Consider the following 24,161-nt stretch of genomic DNA (forward strand, 5'->3'; position numbering starts at 1 on the left):
AAGCCCACTATTCTAAGTGATTCGGGGAAGGTTATGAAATTTTTAGCCGGGCAATGCTTTAAGATTTGTTAAGTAATTTTCAGGAGACGGTAGGGTCGTCTCTGGTAAAATCCTTACGGGTTTTTGTATGACGAATAAGAACAGAACATGAAATCAGATTCTCCATCTTTTGAAGAACAACAGTTTACGCGGGCCCAGCACCGAATCAGCATTCGGCGGCTGCTCAATCGCGATAAAACGCCGCTGGCGATCCTGCTGGCCGCTGCCGTGGTGGGCACTCTCGCGGGCCTGGTTGGCGTAGCGTTTGAAAAAGCGGTTAATGCCGTACTCAACTGGCGAGTGGGCACCGTGGCCGGTTTTGCCGACAGCGAATGGCTGGTCTGGGTGTGGGCATTCGGGCTGTCCGCGCTGTTTGCCATGGTGGGGTATTTTCTGGTGCGTAAATTTGCGCCGGAGGCGGGCGGGTCCGGCATTCCGGAAATTGAAGGCGCGCTGGAGGAGCTGCGTCCGGTGCGCTGGTGGCGCGTCATCCCGGTGAAATTTATCGGCGGCATGGGTACGCTGGGCGCAGGGATGGTTCTTGGCCGGGAAGGGCCTACGGTTCAGCTGGGCGGGAACGTCGGCCGCATGGTGGGCGATCTGTTTCGGATGCGCAGCGCCGAAGCGCGCCATACGCTGCTGGCAACCGGTGCGGCGGCGGGGCTTTCCGCCGCGTTTAACGCGCCGCTGGCGGGCATTTTGTTTATCATCGAAGAGATGCGCGCGCAGTTTCGCTACAACCTGATCTCGATTAAAGCGGTGTTTACCGGCGTCATTATGTCGAGCATCGTGTTTCGCATCTTTAATGGCGAAGGGGCGGTCATTGAGGTGGGTAAACTGACCAACGCGCCGGTTAACACCCTGTGGCTTTACCTGATCCTCGGCATGATTTTTGGCGTGGTGGGGCCGCTGTTTAACACCTTTATCCTGCGCGCCCAGGATATGTTCCAGCGCATTCACGGCGGGAATACGACCAAATGGGTGCTGATGGGCGGCCTGCTGGGTGGCATGTGTGGCGTACTCGGGTTTATCGAGCCGAATGCCGCAGGCGGCGGGTTCGGGCTGATTCCCATTGCGGCGGCGGGGAATTTCAGCGTGGGTCTGCTGCTGTTTATGTTTATTTCACGCGTCATCACAACGGTGTTGTGTTTCTCCTCCGGTGCACCCGGCGGGATTTTTGCCCCGATGCTGGCGCTGGGCACGCTGCTGGGGACTGCGTTTGGTATGGCGGCTGAAGTGGGCTTTCCCGCCTATAACCTTGAAGCCGGGACGTTTGCGGTGGCCGGAATGGGCGCGCTGCTGGCCGCGTCCCTGCGTGCGCCGTTGACTGGCATCGTGCTGGTGCTGGAGATGACGGATAATTACCAGCTCATTTTGCCAATGATCATTACCTGTCTCGGCGCGACACTATTAGCCCAGTTCCTGGGTGGAAAACCGCTATACTCCACCATCCTTGCGCGTACCCTGGCAAAACAAGAGGCGGAGCGGGCCGCCGCGCAGAATACTTGAATGAATTACCAGGGTATTAGATAATGACATAAAGAATTGGGTGAATTTTGCCCAATAGCAGTATTCATGGGAGCATAAGATGAGTGATGACGTAGTAGCTGTACCGCTCGAATTTACCGAAGCAGCAGCCAACAAAGTGAAAAACCTGATTGCCGACGAAGACAATCCGGATCTGAAACTGCGTGTTTATATTACCGGTGGCGGCTGCAGCGGCTTCCAGTATGGTTTTACCTTTGACGATCAGGTTAACGATGGCGATATGACTATCGAGAAACAGGGCGTCGCGCTGGTGGTTGACCCGATGAGCCTGCAATATCTGGTAGGCGGTTCGGTGGATTACACTGAAGGTCTGGAAGGTTCACGCTTTGTTGTGACTAACCCGAACGCAACCAGCACCTGCGGATGTGGTTCGTCGTTCAGCATCTGATGACCAAAAAACGGTAACCTGGCGGTTACCGTTTTGCTTTTACTTGCCATTATCATCCAGCGCAAACGTCGGTAGCTTCAGATGCCAGCGTATCGCCGCTAAACGTATCACCAGCGTGACCACCATCCCCAGCATCGCGGCATTTTCCAGCGGGAGGGCAAAGGTGTAGTACGCGGTAGCGTGAACAATCCCGCCCACAATGCAGGCCGTTGCGTAAATTTCAGTACGCAGGATCATCGGCACTTCACGCGCCAGAATGTCGCGTATGATCCCACCGCCCACGCCGGTTAATACGCCCATGCAGATTGCCACCATCGGACCGGTACCGGCATTAAACGCCTTATTGACGCCAATACCAACAAACACGGCCAGACCGACGGCATCCAGTACCGGCAATATCCACTTGGGTAAGCGGCGAGGCTGGCGAACCAGTACAATGGTTAACAGGCAGGTGACCATCGCGACCACCAGATCGGTAGGATCTTTCACCCAAAACACCGGGCCATTCGCCAGCGCCATATCGCGGATAGTTCCGCCGCCAACGGCGGTCACGACGCCCAGCACCAGCACGCCAAACGGATCCATGCGTAGTTTTCCGGCGAGCAGAACGCCGGAGATAGCAAAAACGGCTGTGCCAAGAATATCCAGCCAATAAACGAGCATCGTTAAATCCTCGAAAAGGGTCTTATGTTAGTGACTCTCTGCCAGGGCGGCACAGAGCTGTTTTGCGGCGAGGATAATACGCGGGCTGGCGCGTTCAAACCAGTCGCTGTTGAGTGGGATCACCGGAATTTTTAGCTGCCTTTGCCAGAATTGTTCAATTTTAGGAATCTCGCTCGCATTTCCGACCACGACGATGGCCTGCGGCCGGCGCGCCAGGACCTGCTCGCGGCTCACCTGAGGCCACGGCACCCGGCTGGCGGCAAAGATGTTTTCACCGCCGCAGACTTCCAGCACCTGGTTCTGAATCGACCCTTTTCCGGTGGTGAACAGCGGCTGGCTGCCAAACTGCAGGAAGATGCGCTTTTTAACAGGGGTATCGTATCGGGATTTCAGCGCAGCATAGTCACTGAGCATCTGTTTCGCTGCGCTCTCGGCTTTTTTGGGGGTTGGGCTATAAGGGGCGAGAGAGCGTAGCGCCTGAGCGACTTGTTCAATGCTGACGGCATCAATCCACATCACTTTTATGCCAAGCGAGGTGAGCTGGTTGACCTGCCGCTCGGCATTGCCGCCACGCCAGGCCAGCACGAGGTCAGGCTTAAGCGCCACAATGCGCTCGAGATTCATACCTTGCCAGGTCGCGACCTGCTCAATGCTGGCCGCCTGGGGGGGATAATTCGAAAAGCTACTCACGCCAACGGGCGTGATCCCGGCGGCAAACGCCAGTTCCGTGTTTGCGGGAGAGAGGGTAATCACGCGCGGTAACGCATAGAGCCACAGCGGTGCGAGAAGAAGCAGGGCGGCAAGCGCCCTGAAGGTATGTTTAGCCACGTGCCAGATTCTGCACCAGGCGCTCCACCATCACGGTGGACTGTTTTGCCGCAACGGTCAGGAACTCGTCGAAGCTGATGTGGGACTGCTGGTCTGCCACGTCAGAGATGGCGCGAACCACCACGAAGGGTACGCTGAAGTTATGGCAAACATGAGCGATCGCTGTCGCTTCCATCTCAACGGCAACCGCCTGAGGGAAGTTATGACGGATTTTCGCCAGCCCAACGGAGCCGTTGATGAAGGCATCACCGCTGACAATCAGACCGCGTACCGCGTTGAGGTTGAGTTCTGCGATGCAGGTCTCTGCCGCCGCAATCAGTTTGTCGTCAGCTTTAAAACCAGCAGGACAGCCCGGTAGCTGACCGTACTCGTAGCCAAACGCGGTGACGTCGGCATCGTGGTAACGCGCTTCGTCGGAGACAACGATATCGCCCACTTTCAGCGTCGGCGCCAGGCCGCCCGCAGAGCCGGTATTCACGATCACGTCCGGCTTGCAGCGCTCAAGCAGCAGGGTTGCACCCAGCGCAGCAGCCACTTTACCGATGCCTGATTTCAGCAGAGCCACGTCAACACCGTTCAGCTGGCCGGTGTAGATCTCACAACCCCCCAGAGAGAGGGTCTGACGGTTCTCAATTTTGTCACGCAGCAGCGTAACTTCTTCTTCCATTGCACCAATAATGCCGATTTTCATAGATTTACTCGCGATGTGCCTTGTTAAGATGCATAGTCTATCATGCGGTTAAGGGGAAACGCATTCTCACGCGGGGGAGCACATGTCACCAATCGATTTTCGCACCAAAATTAACTGGCACCGACGTTTCCGTTCGCCGCAGGGCGACAAGAGCGAACATGAGATCCTGCGTATCTTCGAAAGCGATCGCGGGCGGATCATTAACTCGCCAGCCATCCGACGTCTGCAGCAAAAAACTCAGGTGTTCCCGCTGGAGCGTAACGCCGCGGTGCGCACGCGCTTAACCCACTCCATGGAAGTGCAGCAGGTCGGGCGCTATATTGCCAAAGAGATTTTGAGCCGTCTCAAAGAGCAGCGTTTACTGGAAACCTATGGTCTGGACGAGCTGACGGGGCCCTTCGAGAGCATCGTTGAGATGGCCTGCCTGATGCATGACATCGGCAACCCGCCTTTTGGTCACTTTGGTGAGGCGGCTATCAATGACTGGTTTAAGCAGCGGCTTTTCCCTTCGGATGCGGTAAGCCAGCCCCTCAGCGACGACCGCTGTATCGTACGCGATTTACGCCTGCGTGAAGGTGAAGAGGGGCTGAACGATTTGCGCCGCAAGGTGCGCCAGGATTTATGTCACTTCGAGGGCAACGCGCAGGGGATCCGGCTGGTTCATTCCCTGATGCGCATGAACCTGACCTGGGCCCAGGTCGGCTGCATTCTGAAATACACGCGCCCCGCGTGGTGGATGGGGGATACGCCCACGTCCCACAGTTATCTCATGAAAAAACCGGGCTATTACCTTTCTGAAGAGGCCTATATTGAGCGGTTACGTAAAGAACTTTCATTGACTGCAAATGGCCGCTTTCCATTGACCTGGATTATGGAAGCCGCCGATGATATTTCCTATTGCGTTGCCGATCTGGAAGATGCCGTGGAGAAAAGAATCTTCAGCGTCGAGGAGCTTTATCAGCATCTTTATACGGCCTGGGGCACCCATGAAAAAGGCTCGCTGTTTGCGCAGGTTGTCGAAAATGCCTGGGAAAAATCGCGCTCAAATACATTAAGCCGCAGTACGGAAGACCAGTTCTTTATGTATTTGCGGGTCAATACATTAAATAAACTGGTGCCGTATGCGGCGTCGCGTTTTATTGATAATTTGCCGCTTATTTTCAGCGGGGAATTCAACCACGCGCTGCTGGAAGATGACAGCAGTTTCAGCCAGCTCCTTGAGCTTTATAAACATGTGGCGATGCGGCATGTATTCAGCCACCCGGATGTTGAACAGCTAGAGCTGCAGGGCTATCGGGTAATCAGTGGGTTACTGGAAATTTATTCCCCGCTGCTCCAGCTGTCCGTCGACGAATTCAGCGAACTGGTGGAACACGAGCGCGTGCGCAGAATACCTATCGAATCGCGGCTTTATCAAAAACTCTCTACCCGGCATCGTCTGGCGTATGTCGAAGCGATTGGCAAGCTGGAACGCCACTCTCCCCAATGGCCGGTAATGGAATATTATTATCGCTGCCGTCTTATCCAGGACTATATCAGCGGCATGACGGATTTGTATGCCTGGGATGAATACCGCAAGCTGATGGCGGTGGAATAACGCCGGAGTTTTGTAAAGACGGCCAATAAATTTTTACCTTTTCCATAAACTTATCGCCGGAACTAAGCGGTATAAAATGAATCTGAGTTACACAGCAATTTTGCGTTACCTGTAAATCGAGATTGAGAAACATGAAAAAAACCACATTAGCAATGAGTGCACTGGCTCTGAGTTTAGGTTTAGCGCTGTCCCCTCTGACTGCTACTGCAGCTGAGACCGCGTCGTCGGCAGCAACCGCGCAGCAGATGCCAAGCCTGGCACCGATGCTCGAAAAAGTGATGCCATCGGTGGTGAGTATTAACGTTGAGGGCAGCACGACCGTCAATACGCCGCGTATGCCGCGTAACTTCCAGCAGTTCTTCGGCGACAACTCGCCGTTCTGCCAGGACGGTTCGCCATTCCAGAGCTCTCCGTTCTGTCAGGGCGGCGGTGCCGGGGATGACAGCCAGGGCGGCGGCCAGCAGCAGAAATTCATGGCGCTTGGCTCGGGGGTAATTATTGATGCGGCAAAAGGCTATGTCGTCACCAACAACCACGTTGTCGATAACGCGAACAGCATTAAGGTTCAGCTGAGCGATGGCCGTAAGTTTGACGCCAAAGTGGTGGGTAAAGACCCGCGCTCCGACATCGCGCTGATCCAGATTCAGGATCCGAAAAACCTGACGGCGATTAAAATTGCCGACTCCGACGCGCTGCGCGTGGGCGACTATACCGTGGCGATCGGTAACCCGTTCGGTCTGGGTGAAACCGTGACCTCGGGTATCGTCTCTGCGTTGGGCCGTAGCGGCCTCAATGCCGAGAACTACGAAAACTTCATCCAGACGGATGCGGCGATCAACCGCGGTAACTCCGGCGGTGCGCTGGTGAACCTGAACGGTGAGCTGATCGGTATCAACACCGCGATCCTGGCTCCGGACGGCGGCAACATCGGTATCGGTTTTGCTATCCCGAGTAACATGGTGAAAAACCTGACCGCGCAGATGGTGCAGTATGGCCAGGTGAAACGCGGCGAGCTGGGTATCCTCGGTACGGAGCTGAACTCCGAACTGGCTAAGGCGATGAAGGTTGACGCCCAGCGCGGGGCATTCGTCAGCCAGGTGATGCCGAATTCATCTGCGGCGAAAGCGGGCATTAAAGCGGGGGATGTAATCACCTCCCTGAACGGTAAGCCGATCAGCAGCTTTGCCGCCCTGCGTGCCGAAGTGGGCTCGATGCCGATTGGCAGTAAAGTCACCCTCGGCCTGCTGCGCGACGGTAAGCCGGTTAACGTGAGCCTGGAGCTGCAGCAGAGCAGCCAGAATCAGGTGGATTCCAGCACTATCTTCAGCGGGATTGAAGGTGCCGAGATGAGCAATAAAGGCGCAGACAAAGGCGTGGTGGTGAACAATGTGAAAGCGAATTCACCGGCAGCCCGTATCGGTCTGAAAAAAGGCGATGTGATCATGGGCGCTAACCAGCAGCCGGTGAAAAACATCGCTGAACTGCGCAAAATTCTCGACAGCAAGCCTTCCGTGCTGGCGCTGAATATCCAGCGTGGTGATACCTCTCTTTATCTGCTGATGCAGTAATTCTCTTAAGCCCCTGTTCGCAGGGGCTTTATCGTTTCTGTGATTCTTGCCACAACTCCATACTTCTCCCTCTCTCTTTGTGCATTCGCACAATGCAGCCGTCGCTGAACTTCCCTATGCTTGAGCTCTGCTCACGGGAGGGTTACATGGCTGGCTGGCATCTTGATACCAAAATGGCGCAGGATATCGTGGCGCGCACCATGCGCATCATTGATACCAATATCAACGTAATGGATGCCCGCGGGCGCATTATTGGCAGCGGCGATCGCGAGCGTATTGGGGAATTGCACGAAGGCGCGCTGCTGGTGCTGTCTCAGGGGCGGGTCGTGGATATCGACGATGCGGTAGCGAAACACCTGCACGGCGTACGTCAGGGCATCAATTTACCGCTGCGCCTTGAAGGCGAAATTGTGGGGGTAATCGGCCTCACCGGCGAGCCTGAGTCACTGCGAAAATACGGCGAGCTGGTCTGTATGACGGCGGAGATGATGCTGGAGCAGTCGCGCCTGATGCACCTGCTTGCCCAGGACAGCCGCCTGCGTGAAGAGCTGGTGATGAACCTTATTCAGGCGGAAGAGCATACGCCTGCGCTCAGCGAATGGGCGCAGCGTCTGGGGATCGATTTAAATCAGCCGCGCGTGGTGGCGGTCATTGAGGTGGATAGCGGCCAGCTTGGCGTGGACAGCGCGATGGCCGAGCTGCAGCAGCTGCAAAATGCGCTGGCGACGCCGGAGCGCGATAACCTGGTGGCGATAGTCTCCCTGACGGAAATGGTGGTCCTCAAGCCGGCGCTCAATGCGTTCGGCCGCTGGGATGCCGACGATCATCGTCGTCGCGTGGAGCAGCTGATCTCCCGGATGGAGGAGAACGGTCAGCTGCGTTTTCGCGTTGCGCTGGGCAACTACTTTACCGGGCCGGGCAGTATCGCCCGCTCCTGGCGTACCGCGCGCACCACCATGATGGTGGGCAAGCAGCGGATGCCGGAGAGCCGCAGCTATTTCTATCAGGATCTGATGCTGCCGGTGCTGCTCGACAGCCTGCGCGGGGGCTGGCAGGCCAATGAGCTGGCGCGGCCATTAGCGCGTCTGAAAGCCATGGACAACAACGGCCTGCTGCGCCGGACGCTGCAGGCGTGGTTCCGCCATAACGTGCAGCCGCTGGCGACCTCAAAGGCGCTGTTTATTCACCGCAATACGCTTGAGTATCGGTTAAACCGGATTTCGGAGCTGACGGGGCTGGATCTGGGAAACTTTGACGACAGGCTGCTGCTGTATGTGGCGCTGCAACTTGACGAGCAAAGATGACTGAGTGCGGTCTGGTGCCCTCACCCCATCCCTCTCCCACGGGGAGAGGGCGCAAACACTAAAAACGGCAATCAAGGATTGCCGCTTTGCTTTTATTTCCGCGTTAATTTCTCAAGATCCGCTTCAATTTCGCTGATCTTATTAGTTACAACGCTTTCAAGGTGACGCAGATCGTCAAGGATCTTACGCTTGAGATCGACTTCGGTGCGGTCGCGCTGGCAGATCTGATCGAGTTCATCGATCACATAGCGCAGGTTAGGGCTGATTTCCTGTACTTCTTTGTAGCCCTGTCCTACACCGTCAGCCACAACGGTCTTACGCTGGCGTGGATATTTAAACTTCACGCTTTTGGCGAAAAACTCTCCTTTGTCCTTGTGAAAATAGATTTTCAGAATATCGTTATTGGCTTCCTGACGGAGGCTGTAACGATCAATTTCATCAGGATTGGTAATGCCCAGACTTTTCAGATTATCGTACATAGCGGTACCCTTGATCTCAACATAACCTTTGAATAATTAACGAAAAAATCTATTTTCGCCACCCTCAGATATAAAAAAAGCGGGGTTGCCCCCGCTTTTTGTTATACCCGATTAATCGATGGTGCGCAGCAATTCGTTGATGCCCACTTTACCGCGCGTTTTCGCATCCACTTTCTTCACGATAACCGCACAGTACAGGCTGTATTTGCCATCTTTTGACGGCAGGTTGCCGGAAACCACCACGGAGCCCGCCGGAACGCGACCGTAGTGAACTTCACCGGTTTCACGGTCGTAAATACGGGTGCTCTGACCGATGTAAACGCCCATGGAGATCACGGAGCCTTCTTCCACGATCACGCCTTCAACCACTTCAGAGCGCGCGCCGATGAAGCAGTTGTCTTCGATGATGGTCGGGTTAGCCTGCAGTGGCTCCAGAACACCACCGATGCCCACGCCGCCGGACAGGTGAACGTTTTTACCGATCTGCGCGCATGAACCGACGGTCGCCCAGGTATCAACCATGGTGCCTTCGTCAACGTAGGCACCGATGTTCACGTAGGATGGCATCAGCACGGTGTTGCGTGCGATGAACGCACCCTGACGAACCGCCGCAGGCGGTACCACGCGGAAGCCTTCTTTCTGGAAACGCGCTTCGTCGTAGTCAGCGAATTTCATTGGCACTTTATCGAAGTAGCGGCTTTCTGCTCCGTCGATAACCTGGTTATCGTTGATACGGAAAGAGAGCAGCACGGCTTTCTTCAGCCATTGATGAGTGACCCACTGACCGTCGATTTTTTCTGCCACGCGCAGCGCGCCGGAATCCAGAAGGGAAATCACCTGGTTTACCGCTTCACGGGTCACGGTATCCACATTTGCCGGGGTAATCTCGGCGCGACGCTCAAAAGCGGACTCAATAACGTTCTGTAACTGCTGCATTGTTTACTCTTTCCATTTCACTAAAAAACATATCACCCTTTATCGTTTGGATTGAGGGCTGCTGTCAACCGTTGTTGCACTTCAAGCTGCAGGTCATTATTAAGGGCACGCCGGTCCGCTGTGGCGATTATAAATAAATCTTCTACTCGCTCGCCAATCGTTGTAATTCGGGCCCCATGGAGCGAAATTCCCAGATCGGCAAAAACCTGGCCGACGCGGGCAAGCAGCCCTGGCTGGTCGAGCGCGATCAGCTCCAGGAACGATTTACGGTCGGTGTGGGTCGGCAGGAAGTTGACCTCGGTATCGACGGTAAAGTGGCGCAATTTCGCCGGCTGGCGACGCGGCTGCGGGGGCTGCCAGCTGCGCTGGGTAATCGCCTGTTCCAGACCAAAACGTATCCCTTCATGCCTGTCCGACGAGAGCGGGCTGCCGTCCGGCTCAAGCACGATAAAGGTATCCATCGCCATGCCGTCGCGGGTGGTGAAAATCTGCGCGTCGTGAACGCTCAGGTTACGCCTGTCCAGCTCGGCGCAGACCGCAGCAAACAGATAAGGTCGGTCCGGGCTCCAGATGAAAATCTCCGTCCCGCCGCGGGTGGCCTGCGGGCTCAGCAGGATCATCGGCTGGGATAGATCGTGCTTGAGCAGATGCCGCGCGTGCCACGCAAGCTGGTTTGGGCTATGGCGGACAAAATAGTTGGCGCGGCAGCGGGCCCAAATCTGATGCAGTGCCTCTTCATCAATGTTATCCATCCGCAGCAGCGCTAGCGCCTGGAGCTGGTGATGACGCACGCGCTCGCGCATGTCCGGGGTGTTTTGCATCCCGCGACGCAGCTGTTTTTCGGTGGCGAAGTACAGCTCGCGCAGCAGGCTCTGCTTCCAGCTGTTCCACAGGGTCTCGTTGGTGGCGCAGATATCGGCCACCGTCAGGCAGACCAGATAGCGCAGACGGTTTTCCGTCTGAACCTCTTCCGCGAACTGCTTGATCACTTCCGGATCCTGAATGTCACGACGCTGGGCTGTGACCGACATCAGCAGGTGATGGCGCACCAGCCAGGCCACCAGCTGCGTTTCACGCGAGTTCAGGCCGTGCAGTTCGGCAAATTTCAGTACGTCCTGCGCGCCCAGCACCGAATGGTCACCGCCGCGACCTTTGGCGATATCGTGGAACAGGGCGGCAATCAGGATCAGTTCCGGATGGGTCAGGCGCGGCCACAGCTCCACGCAGAGCGGATGGCGGGAGCGCGTCTCTTCTTTCGCAAAGCTTTCCAGCTTGAGCATCACGCGGATCGTATGTTCATCCACCGTGTAGGCGTGGAACAGATCGAACTGCATTTGCCCGACAATGTGGGACCACTGTGGCATATAGGCCCACAGCACGCTGTGGCGGTGCATCGGCAGCAGCCCGCGGCTGACGGCGCCCGGATGGCGGAGCATGCTCAGGAACAGCGAGCGCGCTTCCGGGATATAGCACAGCGGCTGCGTCAGATGACGGCGCGCATGGCGCAGATGACGCAGGGTGGTGGAGTAGATCCCGGTGATGGTGCTGTTGCGCACCATGGTATAGAACATCCGCAGAATCGCTTCCGGCTCGCGGATGAACAGCGTTTCGTCGCGCAGGTCGATAAGCGTGCCGCGCAGCTGGAATTCGTCATCAATCGGGCGCGGTTTTTCGTCCGCCGTTAGGGCCAGAATGGCCTCGTCGAACAGCTGCAACAGCATCTGGTTCAGCTCGGTCACCCGGCGGGTGACGCGGAAGAAATCCTTCATCATGTGCTCAACCGGCTCGTTGCCTTCGCCCTGATAATTCAGGCGCTGAGCCACGCTGAGCTGGCGGTCAAACAGCAGGCGGTTATCGTAGCGGGTGACTTCCAGATGCAGAGCAAACCGGATGCGCCACAGCAGGTGCAGGCACTCGTTCAGCTCGTTACGCTCGGCCTCGGTTAAAAAGCCGAAGCCGACCATCTCGTCCATCGAGGTGGCGCCAAAATGGCGGCGGGCGACCCACTGCAGGGTGTGGATGTCGCGCAGGCCGCCGGGGCTGCTTTTAATATCGGGTTCAAGATTATAGCTGGTGCCGTGGTAGCGCTGGTGGCGCTGATTTTGCTCCTCGACCTTCGCGGCGAAGAACTTTTCTGACGGCCAGAAGCCATCGCTGAAGATGTGTTTTTGCAGCTCCAGGAACAGAGCGACGTCACCGATCAGCAGGCGCGTTTCAATCAGGTTGGTGGCGACGGTCAGGTCCGATAACCCTTCCAGCAGACACTCTTCCAGGGTACGCACGCTGTGGCCGACTTCCAGCTTTACGTCCCAGAGCAGCGTCAGCAGTTCGCCAATTTTTTGCGCCTGTTCGTCCGGCAGCTTTTTGCGGCTTAGGATCAGGAGATCGATATCGGAAAGAGGATGCAGCTCACCGCGGCCATAGCCCCCGACGGCAACCAGCGCAACGTCGTTGATTTGCCCAAACCCGTAATCGATCCACAGGCGCTGCAGGAGCTGGTCGATAAATTCGGTGCGCGCTTCAATGAGCTGCTCGGCCGACACGCCTGCGTCGAAGGCGCTGCCCAGCCAGCGATGGAAAACATCCATATGGGCTTTAATATGCGCGCAGGTCAGCTCGTGCGACGGCCAGACGCCCGGGTTATCGGGCTGGTCGGGGAGGGTGGGAAGTGCTGTGTTAGCATACTGTTCGGGTAAAAGATTACTCATCGTGCGCCACCCATAAGAAAAAGCTATAGCCATTAAAAAAGCCGGCATTTGCCGGCTTTTTTATCATTCATCGTGCGTCAGTATCGCCGGGATGGTGTCATCCTTGCGCAACGTCATAATTTCGCAGCCGTTGTCTGTTACCACAATAGTATGCTCGTACTGCGCAGACAAGCTTCTGTCTTTGGTTTTCACCGTCCAGCCGTCTTTCATGGTACGGATGCGATAGTCACCCGCGTTGACCATCGGCTCAATGGTAAAGGTCATGCCTTTTTGCAGCACCACGCCGCCGTCATCTGCATCATAGTGCAGGACCTGCGGTTCTTCATGGAAGACGCGACCAATGCCGTGACCGCAGTACTCGCGCACCACGGAGAAACCTTCTGCTTCGACAAACTTCTGGATCGCCGCACCGATGGTACGCAGGCGAATACCCGGCTTCACCATTTTCAGTGCCAGGTAGAGGCTCTCTTGCGTCACTTTGCACAGACGTTCGCCAAGAATCGTCGGCTTGCCAACGATGAACATTTTTGAGGTGTCACCGTGGTACTCGTCTTTAATAACGGTCACGTCAATGTTGACGATGTCGCCGTCTTTCAGCAGTTTTTCATCGTCCGGGATGCCGTGGCACACCACTTCATTAATAGAGATGCAGACGGATTTCGGGAAACCGTGGTAGCCGAGGCAGGCGGAAATCGCGTGCTGCTCGTTCACGATATAGTCGTTACAGATACGGTCCAGTTCACCGGTGCTGACGCCCGGCTTCACGAACGGCTCGATCATTTCCAGCACTTCCGCGGCCAGACGACCGGCGACGCGCATCTTTTCAATTTCTTCAGGTGTCTTAATAGAGATAGCCATGTAATCTGTCCATCGGTGTCGATTTTTTCGACAATACTAGTCTAAGTGTCGTCAATGGTATCAGTCAGGCACGCTCCGTGCCAAATTGAGAATCATTAACAGCACACTACGCCAACAACAGTTGGTTTCTGGTCGTGTTTTGTGGTATAAAGCGCGCCGGACTTCCGATTCATCTCAGATACACAGGCTGGACGGGAGCGACAAATCTCACTTTGTGTAACAACACACACGTATCGGCACATATTCCGGGGTGCCCTTCGGGGTCGGTAATATGGGATACGTGGAGGCATAACCCCAACTTTCAATATAGAGGTTTTAAACATGGCAACTGTTTCCATGCGCGACATGCTCAAGGCTGGTGTTCACTTTGGTCACCAGACCCGTTACTGGAACCCGAAAATGAAGCCTTTCATCTTCGGCGCACGTAACAAAGTTCACATCATCAACCTTGAGAAAACTGTACCAATGTTCAACGAAGCCCTGGCTGAGCTGAACAAGATCTCTTCCCGTAAAGGTAAGATTCTGTTCGTTGGTACTAAGCGCGCTGCAAGCGAAGCTGTGAAAGATGCTGCTAACAGCTGCGACCAGTTCTTCGTGAACCATCGCTGGTTGGGCGGCATGCTGACCAACTGGAAAACTGTTCGTCAGTCCATCAAACGCCTGAAAGATCTGGAAACCCAGTCTCAGGACGGTACTTTCGACAAGCTGACTAAGAAAGAAGCGCTGATGCGCACTCGTGAACTGGACAAGCTGGAAAACAGCCTGGGCGGTATCAAAGATATGGGCGGCCTGCCAGACGCGCTGTTCGTAATCGATGCAGACCACGAGCACATCGCAATCAAAGAAGCTAACAACCTGGGTATCCCGGTGTTCGCTATCGTTGATACCAACTCCGATCCGGACGGTGTTGACTTCGTTATCCCGGGTAACGACGACGCAATCCGTGCTGTTAGCCTGTACCTGAGCGCTGTAGCTGCTACCGTTCGTGAAGGCCGTTCCCAGGATCTGGCTTCTCAGGCGGAAGAAAGCTTCGTAGAAGCTGAATAATAAGGTTTTACCCCTTATTAGTACCGTGTATGAATAGGGGCCCATTACCGGCCCCTTTTTTCAATTTACACTGTTTGGCCCCCGGCCGGGCAGTTCACATCTCCCGAGGATTTAAGAATGGCTGAAATTACCGCATCCCTGGTAAAAGAGCTGCGCGAGCGTACTGGCGCAGGCATGATGGATTGCAAAAAAGCGCTGACTGAAGCGAACGGCGACATAGAGCTGGCAATCGAAAACATGCGTAAATCCGGTGCGATCAAAGCAGCTAAAAAAGCAGGCAACGTTGCTGCTGACGGCGTGATCATCACTAAGATCGACGGCAACTACGGCATCATTCTGGAAGTTAACTGCCAGACTGACTTCGTTGCTAAAGATGGTGGTTTCCAGGCATTTGCTAACAAAGTTCTGGACGCAGCTGTTGCTGGTAAAATCACTGACGTTGAAGTTCTGAAAGCACAGTTCGAAGAAGAACGTGTTGCGCTGGTTGCTAAAATCGGTGAGAACATCAACATCCGTCGCGTATCTTCTCTGGAAGGCGACGTTCTGGGCTCTTACCAGCACGGTGCACGTATCGGTGTTCTGGTTGCGGCTAAAGGTGCAGACGAAGAGCTGGTTAAACAGCTGGCTATGCACATCGCTGCAAGCAAACCAGAATTCGTTAAGCCAGAAGACGTGTCTGCTGAAGTGGTAGAGAAAGAGTACCAGGTTCAGCTGGACATCGCGATGCAGTCTGGTAAGCCAAAAGAAATCGCAGAGAAAATGGTTGAAGGCCGCATGAAGAAATTCACCGGCGAAGTTTCTCTGACTGGCCAGCCATTCGTAATGGACCCAAGCAAGTCTGTTGCTCAGCTGCTGAAAGAGCACAACGCTGACGTAACTGGCTTCATCCGCTTCGAAGTGGGCGAAGGCATCGAGAAAGTTGAGACTGACTTCGCAGCAGAAGTTGCTGCAATGTCCAAGCAGTCTTAATGATTGAAAAGGAGCCGCCTGAGGGCGGCTTCTTTTTGTCACCCGTCACAGGAAATCAGACAGGCTCCAGTATCGCTGTGCTGATTTGCGGCATATCATGTCGCCAGAATTAACCCCATCTTAATCGTTGACAGTCTCAGGAAAGAAACATGGCTACCAATGCAAAACCCGTGTACAAACGCATTCTGCTTAAGCTGAGTGGCGAAGCGCTGCAGGGATCGGAAGGCTTCGGTATTGACGCAAGCATCCTTGATCGCATGGCACAGGAAATCAAAGAACTGGTCGAACTGGGCATCCAGGTTGGCGTGGTCATTGGCGGTGGCAACCTTTTCCGTGGTGCTGGTCTGGCGAAAGCAGGGATGAACCGCGTTGTGGGCGACCACATGGGTATGCTGGCAACCGTGATGAATGGCCTGGCAATGCGTGACGCGCTGCATCGCGCTTATGTGAACGCCCGCCTGATGTCCGCGATTCCCCTGAATGGCGTATGCGATAATTACAGCTGGGCGGAAGCCATCAGCCTGCTGCGCAACAACCGCGTGGTGATCCTCTCCGCCGGTACGGGTAACCCGTTCTTTACGACCGATTCCGCTGCCTGCCTGCGCGGTATCGAGATCGAAGCCGATGTGGTGCTGAAAGCGACCAAAGTAGACGGCGTGTTTACTGCCGACCCGGCAAAAGATCCTTCTGCCACCATGTACGATCAGCTGAGCTACAGCGAAGTGCTGGATAAAGAGCTGAAAGTGATGGATCTTGCCGCCTTCACGCTGGCTCGCGACCACAAACTGCCGATCCGTGTCTTCAACATGAACAAACCTGGCGCACTGCGTCGCGTGGTCATGGGCGAAAAAGAAGGCACTTTGATCACGGAATAATTTCCGTTAACGATAAATACAGGTAAGATTCCGCTTTATTTTGTAGTGGTATCTTACCCGGGCGCGCCTTTGGCGTTGTCATGAATTAAACGCGACTATACTTAGCACACCTGTAGCGCTGTGCTGGCGGATAGTCTGCCTGAGACAAGTTTTCAAGGATTCGTAACGTGATTAACGACATCAGAAAAGATGCTGAAGTACGCATGGACAAATGCGTAGAAGCGTTCAAAAACCAAATCAGCAAAATCCGTACTGGCCGTGCGTCCCCGAGCCTGCTGGATGGCATCATTGTAGAATACTACGGTACGCCAACGCCTCTGCGTCAGCTGGCGAGCGTCACGGTGGAAGATACCCGTACGCTGAAAATCAACGTGTTCGACCGCTCTATGAGCCCGGCCGTTGAGAAAGCGATTATGGCCTCTGACCTCGGACTGAACCCAAGCTCTGCGGGCGCAGACATCCGCGTTCCACTGCCTCCGCTGACGGAAGAACGTCGTAAAGACCTGATCAAAGTGGTTCGTGGCGAAGCTGAGCAGGGTCGTGTATCCGTGCGTAACGTACGTCGCGACGCGAACGATAAAGTGAAAGCGCTGCTGAAAGAAAAAGAGATCAGCGAAGATGACGATCGTCGTTCTCAGGACGACATTCAGAAAATGACCGACGCGGCCATCAAGAAAATTGATGCGGCGCTGGCAGAAAAAGAAGCGGAACTGATGCAGTTCTGATTTCTGTCGTACACTGATAAACGCCGTTCAGAGGGACTTCGGGTCTTGCTGGCGGCGTTTTGCTTTTATCTGGTCTAACTTTTTTCGGGCATCTCATGAAGCATTTAACACTCCTCGGCTCAACCGGCTCTATCGGTTGCAGCACTCTCGACGTCGTTCGCCATAATCCTGAACTTTACACCGTGACAGCGCTGGTCGCCGGTAAGAATGTGCAGCGAATGGTCGAGCAGTGCCTGGAGTTTGCGCCCCGCTATGCGGTGATGGATGACGAAGAGAGCGCGCGTCTGCTGAAAGCACAGCTGCGTGAAAAGGGCAGTCGAACCGAGGTGCTGAGCGGCCAGCAGGCGGCCTGCGAGATGGCGGCGCTGGATGAGGTGGATCAGGTGATGGCGGCCATTGTCGGCGCGGCAGGGCTGCTGCCCACGCTTGCCGCGATTGATGCCGGTAAGGATGTTCTGCTGGCCAATAAAGAGTCGCTGGTCACCTGCGGACGCCTGTTCATGGAGGCGGTGAAGCAGCGTGGGGCGCGTCTTTTGCCGGTCGACAGCGAACACAACGCGATTTTTCAGAGTTTACCGCAACCTTTTCAACAGAACCTGGGGTACGCTGACCTGGAGCAGAATGGCGTAGTGTCTATCCTGCTTACCGGGTCTGGTGGCCCATTCCGTGAAACGCCACTGTCTGAACTGCGTGCAATGACACCCGATCAGGCGTGCCGTCATCCGAACTGGTCGATGGGGCGTAAAATTTCCGTTGATTCTGCCACCATGATGAACAAAGGTCTGGAATACATTGAAGCGCGCTGGCTGTTTAATGCGTCAGCGAAACAGATGGAAGTACTGATTCACCCGCAATCGGTGATTCACTCGATGGTGCGTTACCAGGATGGCAGCGTGCTGGCACAGCTGGGCGAGCCGGACATGCGTACGCCAATTGCCCATTCAATGGCGTGGCCAAATCGAGTGAAATCCGGCGTGAAGCCGCTTGATTTCTGCAAGCTAAGTTCCCTGACGTTCAGTGAACCAGACTATGACCGCTATCCTTGTCTGAAGCTTGCGATGAATGCCTTTGACCACGGGCAGGCGGCGACGACGGCACTTAATGCAGCCAATGAAATTACCGTTGAGGCATTTCTGAATCAGCAAATTCGTTTCACCGATATCGCATCGCTTAATTTATCGGTACTGGACATGATGGATTTGCGCGAACCACAAAGCGTGGAAGAGGTGCTGGCGGTGGATGCAGCTGCGCGTAATATTGCACGCCAACAGGTGACACGTCTCGCAAGCTGGTGATAAAGCAAGCACTAGTCGTCGTGCTATTTGTTAGCGTTGGGCTTCAGTGATATAGTCTGCGCCACCTGATCGCAGGTATTTGACTTAATGTGGTCAGGTGAGCCGTGGTTTGACACGGCTTTTTTATGTATAGGCTTCAGTATTCCTGAGTACCGTTAAATCCTTTTCAGGGACAAAAAACGCGTTATGTTGTCTGCGAATCAACCAATAAGCGAAAATTTGCCAGCTCATGGCTGCCGTCATGTAGCAATCATTATGGATGGCAATGGCCGCTGGGCGAAAAGACAAGGGAAGATACGAGCCTTTGGGCATAAAGCGGGGGCGAAATCCGTTCGCCGCGCCGTTTCTTTTGCCGCCAACAACGGCATTGATGCGTTAACGCTCTATGCTTTTAGCAGTGAAAACTGGAATCGTCCTCTGCAGGAAGTGACTGCGTTGATGGAATTGTTTGTGTGGGCCCTAGACAGCGAAGTAAAAAGCCTGCACCGCCACAACGTCCGCCTGCGTATCATTGGCGATACCAGTCGTTTTAACTCACGTTTGCAGGAACGGATTCGTAAAGCAGAAGCGCTGACGGAGAACAATACCGGTCTGACGCTGAATATTGCGGCGAATTACGGCGGACGCTGGGATATTATCCAGGGCGTTCGGCATCTGGCCGAACAGGTTCAGGAAGGGCTGTTGAGACCCGACCAAATTGATGAAGAGGCGCTGAGCAAGCAAATCTGCATGAATGAACAGGCACCTGTGGATTTGGTAATTAGGACAGGGGGGGAACATCGCATAAGTAACTTTTTGATATGGCAAATTGCCTATGCCGAACTTTACTTTACGGATGTTCTTTGGCCCGATTTTGATGAACAAGACTTTGAAGGTGCGCTGCATGCCTTTGCCAATCGAGAGCGTCGTTTCGGCGGCACCGAGCCTGGTGGCGACAACGCCTGATGGGGGTAGCTTTTGCTGAAGTATCGCCTGATTTCCGCTTTTGTATTAATACCCATTGTCATTGCGGCGCTGTTTTTACTGCCCCCGGTGGGATTCGCTATTGTCACGCTGGTGGTGTGCATGCTGGCCGCGTGGGAATGGGGACAGTTTAGCGGCTTTACCTCGCGCACTCAGCGAGTATGGCTTGCGGTACTTTGTGGCTTTATCCTGGCCATAATGCTGTTTACGTTGCCTGAATATCACCATGATATTCACCAGCCCCTGGTTGCCGGTTCCTTGTGGATATCGTTGGCCTGGTGGGTTGCAGCGCTGCTGCTGGTTCTTTTTTATCCGGGGTCCGCGGCATTATGGCGTAATTCAAAAGTGCTGCGACTGATTTTTGGCTTGCTCACCATTATTCCTTTTTTCTGGGGTATGGTTGCGCTGCGGGCCTGGCACTACGACGAAAACCACTACAGCGGTGCGATCTGGCTGCTTTATGTGATGATTCTGGTCTGGGGGGCTGACTCCGGGGCCTATATGTTTGGTAAACTGTTTGGCAAACATAAGCTGGCACCGAAGGTTTCTCCGGGCAAAACCTGGCAAGGATTCATCGGCGGCCTGTTTACGGCAGCGATCATCTCCTGGGGCTACGGCGTCTGGGCGAATCTTGAAGTGGCACCTTCAATACTGCTGGTGTGCTCGATTTTTGCTGCGCTTGCCTCCGTGCTCGGTGATTTAACCGAAAGTATGTTTAAGCGTGAAGCAGGTATTAAGGACAGCGGACATCTAATTCCAGGGCATGGCGGTATACTGGATCGCATTGATAGCCTGACAGCGGCTGTTCCAGTGTTTGCGTGTTTGCTTTTACTGGTATTCGGGACGATTTAACGGAAGGTTTTATGCTGAGCATTCTCTGGAATCTGGCGGCGTTCATTGTTGCACTGGGTGTACTGATTACCGTGCATGAATTTGGCCATTTCTGGGTTGCTCGCCGCTGTGGCGTGCGCGTAGAGCGATTTTCCATCGGTTTTGGGAAATCACTCTGGACGCGCACCGACCGCCACGGCACGGAATTTGTCATCGCCCTTATCCCGCTGGGCGGCTACGTCAAAATGCTCGACGAACGCGTCGAGCCTGTCGCTCCTGAGCTGCGACACAGCGCATTCAACAATAAAACCGTTGGACAACGCGCTGCCATCATCGCTGCCGGACCGGTAGCCAACTTCATCTTTGCGATTTTTGCTTACTGGCTGGTGTTTATCATCGGCGTCCCTGGCGTACGTCCTGTGGTAGGTGAAATTGCCCCCAACTCCATCGCGGCGAGTGCGCAAATTACATCCGGGATGGAACTTAAAGCGATTGATGGCATCGAAACCCCTGATTGGGATGCCGTGCGACTGCAGCTGGTAGCCAAAATTGGCGATCCGCAGACCACCATCAGCGTATCGCCGTTTGGTTCAGATACGCGTCAGGACAAAGTACTTGATTTACGTCACTGGCGTTTCGAGCCAGACAAAGAGGATCCCGTCGCTGCGCTGGGCATTCGTCCACGCGGCGCGCAGATCGAGCCGGTATTAGCCGAAGTACAGGCAAATTCGGCGGCGAGCAAAGCAGGTTTGCAAGCGGGCGACAGGATCGTTAAAGTCGATGGTCAGCCATTAACAGAGTGGATGACCTTTGTTACTCTGGTGCGCGATAATCCGGGAACGTCTCTCGCGCTGGAAGTTGAAAGGCAGGGCAGTCCGCTTTCGCTGACGCTGATCCCGGATTCGAAGTCGGTCGGCAAAAAGGCAGAAGGGTTTGCAGGCGTTGTGCCAAAAGTGATCCCGCTGCCAGATGAGTACAAGACAATACGCCAGTATGGGCCGTTCAGCGCCATCCTTGAAGCCACGGATAAAACATGGCAACTGATGAAGCTGACGGTCAACATGTTGGGGAAATTGATAACCGGTGATGTGAAACTGAACAACCTCAGTGGGCCAATTTCGATTGCTCAGGGGGCTGGGATGTCAGCGGAATTCGGGGTGATTTACTATCTCATGTTCCTCGCGCTCATTAGCGTGAACCTTGGGATAATCAACCTGTTCCCGCTTCCCGTTTTAGACGGGGGTCATCTGCTGTTTTTAGCGATTGAAAAGCTAAAAGGCGGACCGGTATCCGAGCGAGTTCAAGACTTTAGTTATCGCATTGGCTCGATTTTGCTGGTGCTGTTAATGGGGCTTGCACTTTTCAATGATTTCTCTCGGTTGTAAGAGAGTGTTAGGAAGAACGCATAATAACGATGGCGATGAAAAAGTTGCTCATAGCGTCGCTGCTGTTTAGCAGCGCCACCGTATACGGTGCTGACGGGTTCGTAGTGAAAGATATTCATTTCGAAGGCCTCCAGCGTGTCGCCGTTGGTGCGGCCCTCCTCAGTATGCCTGTACGCCCCGGCGATACGGTCAATGATGATGATATCAGTAACACCATCCGTGCTCTGTTTGCCACTGGCAACTTCGAGGATGTCCGCGTCCTGCGCGATGGTGATACGCTGCTGGTGCAGGTAAAAGAACGTCCAACGATCGCCAGTATCACTTTCTCCGGCAACAAGTCGGTGAAAGATGACATGCTCAAGCAGAACCTTGAAGCATCGGGTGTTCGTGTGGGTGAATCCCTGGACCGTACAACCCTTTCAGACATTGAAAAAGGTCTGGAAGACTTCTATTACAGCGTCGGTAAATACAGCGCCAGCGTGAAAGCGGTTGTCACTCCGCTGCCACGTAACCGTGTTGACCTGAAGCTTGTCTTCCAGGAAGGTGTTTCTGCGAAGATCCAGCAGATCAACATTGTCGGCAACCACGCGTTCAGCACCGACGAACTGATCTCCACCTTCCAGCTGCGCGATGAAGTGCCATGGTGGAACGTGGTAGGCGATCGCAAATACCAGAAACAGAAACTGGCGGGCGACCTTGAAACCCTGCGCAGTTACTATCTCGATCGTGGCTATGCGCGTTTCAACATCGACTCGACTCAGGTCAGTCTGACTCCGGACAAGAAAGGCATCTACATTACGGTTAACATCACTGAAGGCGAGCAATACAAGCTTTCTGGTGTTGAAGTGAGTGGTAACCTGGCGGGGCATTCTGCTGAAATCGAATCGCTGACCAAAATTCAGCCGGGCGACCTGTACAGCGGTTCCAAAGTAACCAAAATGGAAGACAGCATTAAGAAGCTGCTCGGCCGCTATGGTTATGCCTATCCGCGCGTACAGACTCAGCCGGAAATCAATGACGCGGATAAAACCGTTAAGCTGCACGTGAATGTTGATGCGGGCAACCGTTTCTACGTGCGTAAGATCCGCTTCGTTGGTAACGACACCTCCAAAGATTCCGTTCTGCGTCGCGAAATGCGTCAGATGGAAGGCGCATGGTTGGGTAGCGACCTCGTTGATCAGGGTAAAGAGCGTCTGAACCGTCTGGGCTATTTTGAAACGGTGGATACCGATACCCAGCGCGTACCGGGCAGCCCGGATCAGGTTGATGTTGTTTATAAAGTGAAAGAGCGTAACACCGGTAGCTTCAACTTCGGTGTGGGCTACGGTACTGAAAGCGGCGTAAGCTTCCAGGTCGGCGTGCAGCAGGATAACTGGCTGGGTACGGGCTACTCTGTCGGTATTAACGGCACCAAAAACGACTATCAGACCTACTCTGAGTTCTCTGTGACGAACCCGTACTTCACCGTAGACGGTGTGAGCCTGGGCGGTCGTATCTTCTATAACGACTTTAAAGCAGATGATGCGGATCTGTCTTCTTACACCAACAAGAGTTACGGTGTAGACGGTACGCTTGGCTTCCCGATTAACGAATACAACACCCTGCGTGCGGGCTTAGGTTATGTGCATAACGACCTGTCCAACATGCAACCGCAGGTGGCAATGTGGCGTTACCTGGACTCTATTGGCCAGTCGGCAAGTACGTCCAGTGATAACAACGGTTTCGCTGCGGATGACTTCACCTTTAACTACGGCTGGACCTATAACCGCCTTGACCGTGGTTACTTCCCAACGGAAGGTTCTCGCGTCAACCTGAACGGTAAAGTTACCGTGCCGGGTTCCGATAACGAGTTCTATAAGGTCACGCTGGATACTGCGTCCTACTTCCCAATCGATGACGATCACAAGTGGGTGGTTCTGGGTCGTACCCGTTGGGGCTATGGCGATGGTCTGGGCGGCAAAGAGATGCCGTTCTATGAAAACTTCTATGCGGGTGGTTCCAGCACCGTTCGTGGCTTCCAGTCCAATAACATTGGTCCGAAAGCGGTCTACTACGGCGGGAACGACAAAGACAACTGCGATAAGTCTTCCTCCTCCGAAGTCTGTAGCTCTGATGATGCGGTGGGCGGTAACGCGATGGCGGTGGCCAGTCTGGAGTTCATCACACCAACGCCGTTTATCAGTGATAAATACGCGAACTCTGTCCGTACGTCCTTCTTCTGGGATGCCGGTACGGTATGGGATACCAACTGGCAGAATACGGCCCAGATGCGTGCGGCAGGTGTTCCAGATTATAGCGATCCGAGCAATATTCGCATGTCTGCCGGTATCGCATTACAATGGATGTCACCGCTGGGGCCGTTGGTCTTCTCTTACGCCCAGCCGTTTAAGAAATATGATGGAGATAAGTCGGAGCAATTCCAGTTTAACATTGGTAAAACCTGGTAATAATCCGCAGCAAAGGA

General features: G+C 54.4%; 21 protein-coding genes. 14 read left to right on the plus strand and 7 right to left on the minus strand.

All coding sequences use genetic code 11. The features are described 5' to 3' along the window. Nucleotides 1-147: 147 nt before the first annotated feature. A complete protein-coding gene (gene clcA, locus NUX24_RS19115) occupies nucleotides 148-1,548 on the plus strand; it encodes a H(+)/Cl(-) exchange transporter ClcA (RefSeq protein WP_257833458.1) in 1,401 nt (466 codons plus the stop codon). Nucleotides 1,549-1,627: 79 nt separating this feature from the next. Beyond that, complete coding sequence (gene erpA / locus NUX24_RS19120; RefSeq protein WP_047651481.1) at nucleotides 1,628-1,975, plus strand: iron-sulfur cluster insertion protein ErpA; 348 nt, start codon at nucleotides 1,628-1,630, stop codon at nucleotides 1,973-1,975. 39 nt (nucleotides 1,976-2,014) lie between these two features. Here the strand turns inward: erpA and NUX24_RS19125 are convergent, their stop codons facing one another. From NUX24_RS19125 to mtnN, 3 genes are read right to left on the minus strand one after another with little or no spacing between them, the layout of a single operon-like run. Next, nucleotides 2,015-2,638: a TRIC cation channel family protein gene (locus NUX24_RS19125; RefSeq protein WP_257833461.1), complete on the minus strand. Its 624-nt coding sequence runs from the start codon at nucleotides 2,636-2,638 to the stop codon at nucleotides 2,015-2,017. A 27-nt stretch (nucleotides 2,639-2,665) separates the two neighbouring features. After that, the gene (gene btuF / locus NUX24_RS19130; protein WP_257833463.1) at nucleotides 2,666-3,466 is read right to left on the minus strand and encodes a vitamin B12 ABC transporter substrate-binding protein BtuF; all 801 of its coding nucleotides are present in this window, start codon (nucleotides 3,464-3,466) and stop codon (nucleotides 2,666-2,668) included. After that, the gene (mtnN, locus tag NUX24_RS19135; protein WP_014882620.1) at nucleotides 3,459-4,157 is read right to left on the minus strand and encodes a 5'-methylthioadenosine/S-adenosylhomocysteine nucleosidase; all 699 of its coding nucleotides are present in this window, start codon (nucleotides 4,155-4,157) and stop codon (nucleotides 3,459-3,461) included. Before mtnN ends, btuF begins: the two co-directional genes overlap by 8 nt. Nucleotides 4,158-4,239: 82 nt before the next feature. On the opposite strand from mtnN, the gene dgt reads away from it, so the two are divergent. From dgt to cdaR, 3 genes are all read left to right on the plus strand, one after another. Next, on the plus strand, nucleotides 4,240-5,754 hold the full coding sequence (gene dgt, locus NUX24_RS19140; protein WP_257833466.1) for a dGTPase: 1,515 nt from the start codon (nucleotides 4,240-4,242) through the stop codon (nucleotides 5,752-5,754). A 131-nt stretch (nucleotides 5,755-5,885) separates the two neighbouring features. Next, nucleotides 5,886-7,322: a serine endoprotease DegP gene (gene degP / locus NUX24_RS19145; RefSeq protein ID WP_024907518.1), complete on the plus strand. Its 1,437-nt coding sequence runs from the start codon at nucleotides 5,886-5,888 to the stop codon at nucleotides 7,320-7,322. A gap of 146 nt (nucleotides 7,323-7,468) precedes the next feature. Then, complete coding sequence (gene cdaR, locus NUX24_RS19150) at nucleotides 7,469-8,626, plus strand: DNA-binding transcriptional regulator CdaR (RefSeq protein WP_023310452.1); 1,158 nt, start codon at nucleotides 7,469-7,471, stop codon at nucleotides 8,624-8,626. A 92-nt stretch (nucleotides 8,627-8,718) separates the two neighbouring features. On the opposite strand, the gene NUX24_RS19155 is transcribed toward cdaR, so the two are convergent. From NUX24_RS19155 to map, 4 genes are all read right to left on the minus strand, one after another. Beyond that, nucleotides 8,719-9,105, minus strand: coding sequence for a DUF3461 family protein (locus NUX24_RS19155; protein ID WP_014168696.1), 387 nt, complete (start codon nucleotides 9,103-9,105; stop codon nucleotides 8,719-8,721). Between the two features lie 111 nt (nucleotides 9,106-9,216). Then, nucleotides 9,217-10,041 carry a 2,3,4,5-tetrahydropyridine-2,6-dicarboxylate N-succinyltransferase gene (gene dapD / locus NUX24_RS19160; RefSeq protein WP_008501915.1) on the minus strand — a complete coding sequence of 275 codons (825 nt, stop codon included), beginning with the start codon at nucleotides 10,039-10,041 and terminating at the stop codon, nucleotides 9,217-9,219. Nucleotides 10,042-10,073: 32 nt separating this feature from the next. Continuing rightward, complete coding sequence (glnD, locus tag NUX24_RS19165) at nucleotides 10,074-12,749, minus strand: bifunctional uridylyltransferase/uridylyl-removing protein GlnD (RefSeq protein ID WP_257833469.1); 2,676 nt, start codon at nucleotides 12,747-12,749, stop codon at nucleotides 10,074-10,076. Nucleotides 12,750-12,812: 63 nt separating this feature from the next. After that, nucleotides 12,813-13,607 (minus strand): type I methionyl aminopeptidase, encoded by a 795-nt coding sequence (map, locus tag NUX24_RS19170; RefSeq protein WP_257833471.1) that lies wholly within the window; start codon nucleotides 13,605-13,607, stop codon nucleotides 12,813-12,815. A 321-nt stretch (nucleotides 13,608-13,928) separates the two neighbouring features. On the opposite strand from map, the gene rpsB reads away from it, so the two are divergent. From rpsB to bamA, 9 genes are all read left to right on the plus strand, one after another. Further along, nucleotides 13,929-14,654 (plus strand): 30S ribosomal protein S2, encoded by a 726-nt coding sequence (rpsB, locus tag NUX24_RS19175; protein ID WP_003856207.1) that lies wholly within the window; start codon nucleotides 13,929-13,931, stop codon nucleotides 14,652-14,654. A gap of 117 nt (nucleotides 14,655-14,771) precedes the next feature. After that, complete coding sequence (gene tsf / locus NUX24_RS19180; RefSeq protein WP_014882627.1) at nucleotides 14,772-15,623, plus strand: translation elongation factor Ts; 852 nt, start codon at nucleotides 14,772-14,774, stop codon at nucleotides 15,621-15,623. A 149-nt stretch (nucleotides 15,624-15,772) separates the two neighbouring features. Then, the gene (pyrH, locus tag NUX24_RS19185) at nucleotides 15,773-16,498 is read left to right on the plus strand and encodes a UMP kinase (protein ID WP_008501910.1); all 726 of its coding nucleotides are present in this window, start codon (nucleotides 15,773-15,775) and stop codon (nucleotides 16,496-16,498) included. A gap of 167 nt (nucleotides 16,499-16,665) precedes the next feature. Continuing rightward, nucleotides 16,666-17,223, plus strand: a complete 558-nt coding sequence (gene frr, locus NUX24_RS19190; RefSeq protein ID WP_003856180.1) for a ribosome recycling factor — start codon at nucleotides 16,666-16,668, stop codon at nucleotides 17,221-17,223. Between the two features lie 95 nt (nucleotides 17,224-17,318). Then, nucleotides 17,319-18,518 (plus strand): 1-deoxy-D-xylulose-5-phosphate reductoisomerase, encoded by a 1,200-nt coding sequence (gene ispC, locus NUX24_RS19195; RefSeq protein ID WP_047651477.1) that lies wholly within the window; start codon nucleotides 17,319-17,321, stop codon nucleotides 18,516-18,518. Nucleotides 18,519-18,704: 186 nt separating this feature from the next. After that, a complete protein-coding gene (ispU, locus tag NUX24_RS19200; RefSeq protein WP_047651476.1) occupies nucleotides 18,705-19,463 on the plus strand; it encodes a (2E,6E)-farnesyl-diphosphate-specific ditrans,polycis-undecaprenyl-diphosphate synthase in 759 nt (252 codons plus the stop codon). A 12-nt stretch (nucleotides 19,464-19,475) separates the two neighbouring features. Continuing rightward, a complete protein-coding gene (gene cdsA, locus NUX24_RS19205; protein ID WP_023310457.1) occupies nucleotides 19,476-20,333 on the plus strand; it encodes a phosphatidate cytidylyltransferase in 858 nt (285 codons plus the stop codon). Nucleotides 20,334-20,344: 11 nt separating this feature from the next. After that, the gene (gene rseP / locus NUX24_RS19210; RefSeq protein WP_214577025.1) at nucleotides 20,345-21,697 is read left to right on the plus strand and encodes a sigma E protease regulator RseP; all 1,353 of its coding nucleotides are present in this window, start codon (nucleotides 20,345-20,347) and stop codon (nucleotides 21,695-21,697) included. A gap of 29 nt (nucleotides 21,698-21,726) precedes the next feature. Continuing rightward, nucleotides 21,727-24,144, plus strand: a complete 2,418-nt coding sequence (gene bamA, locus NUX24_RS19215; RefSeq protein ID WP_047651473.1) for an outer membrane protein assembly factor BamA — start codon at nucleotides 21,727-21,729, stop codon at nucleotides 24,142-24,144. Nucleotides 24,145-24,161 lie beyond the last annotated feature (17 nt).

It is taken from the genome of Enterobacter sp. HG048, from assembly GCF_024702055.1.
Classification (GTDB): domain Bacteria; phylum Pseudomonadota; class Gammaproteobacteria; order Enterobacterales; family Enterobacteriaceae; genus Enterobacter; species Enterobacter dykesii.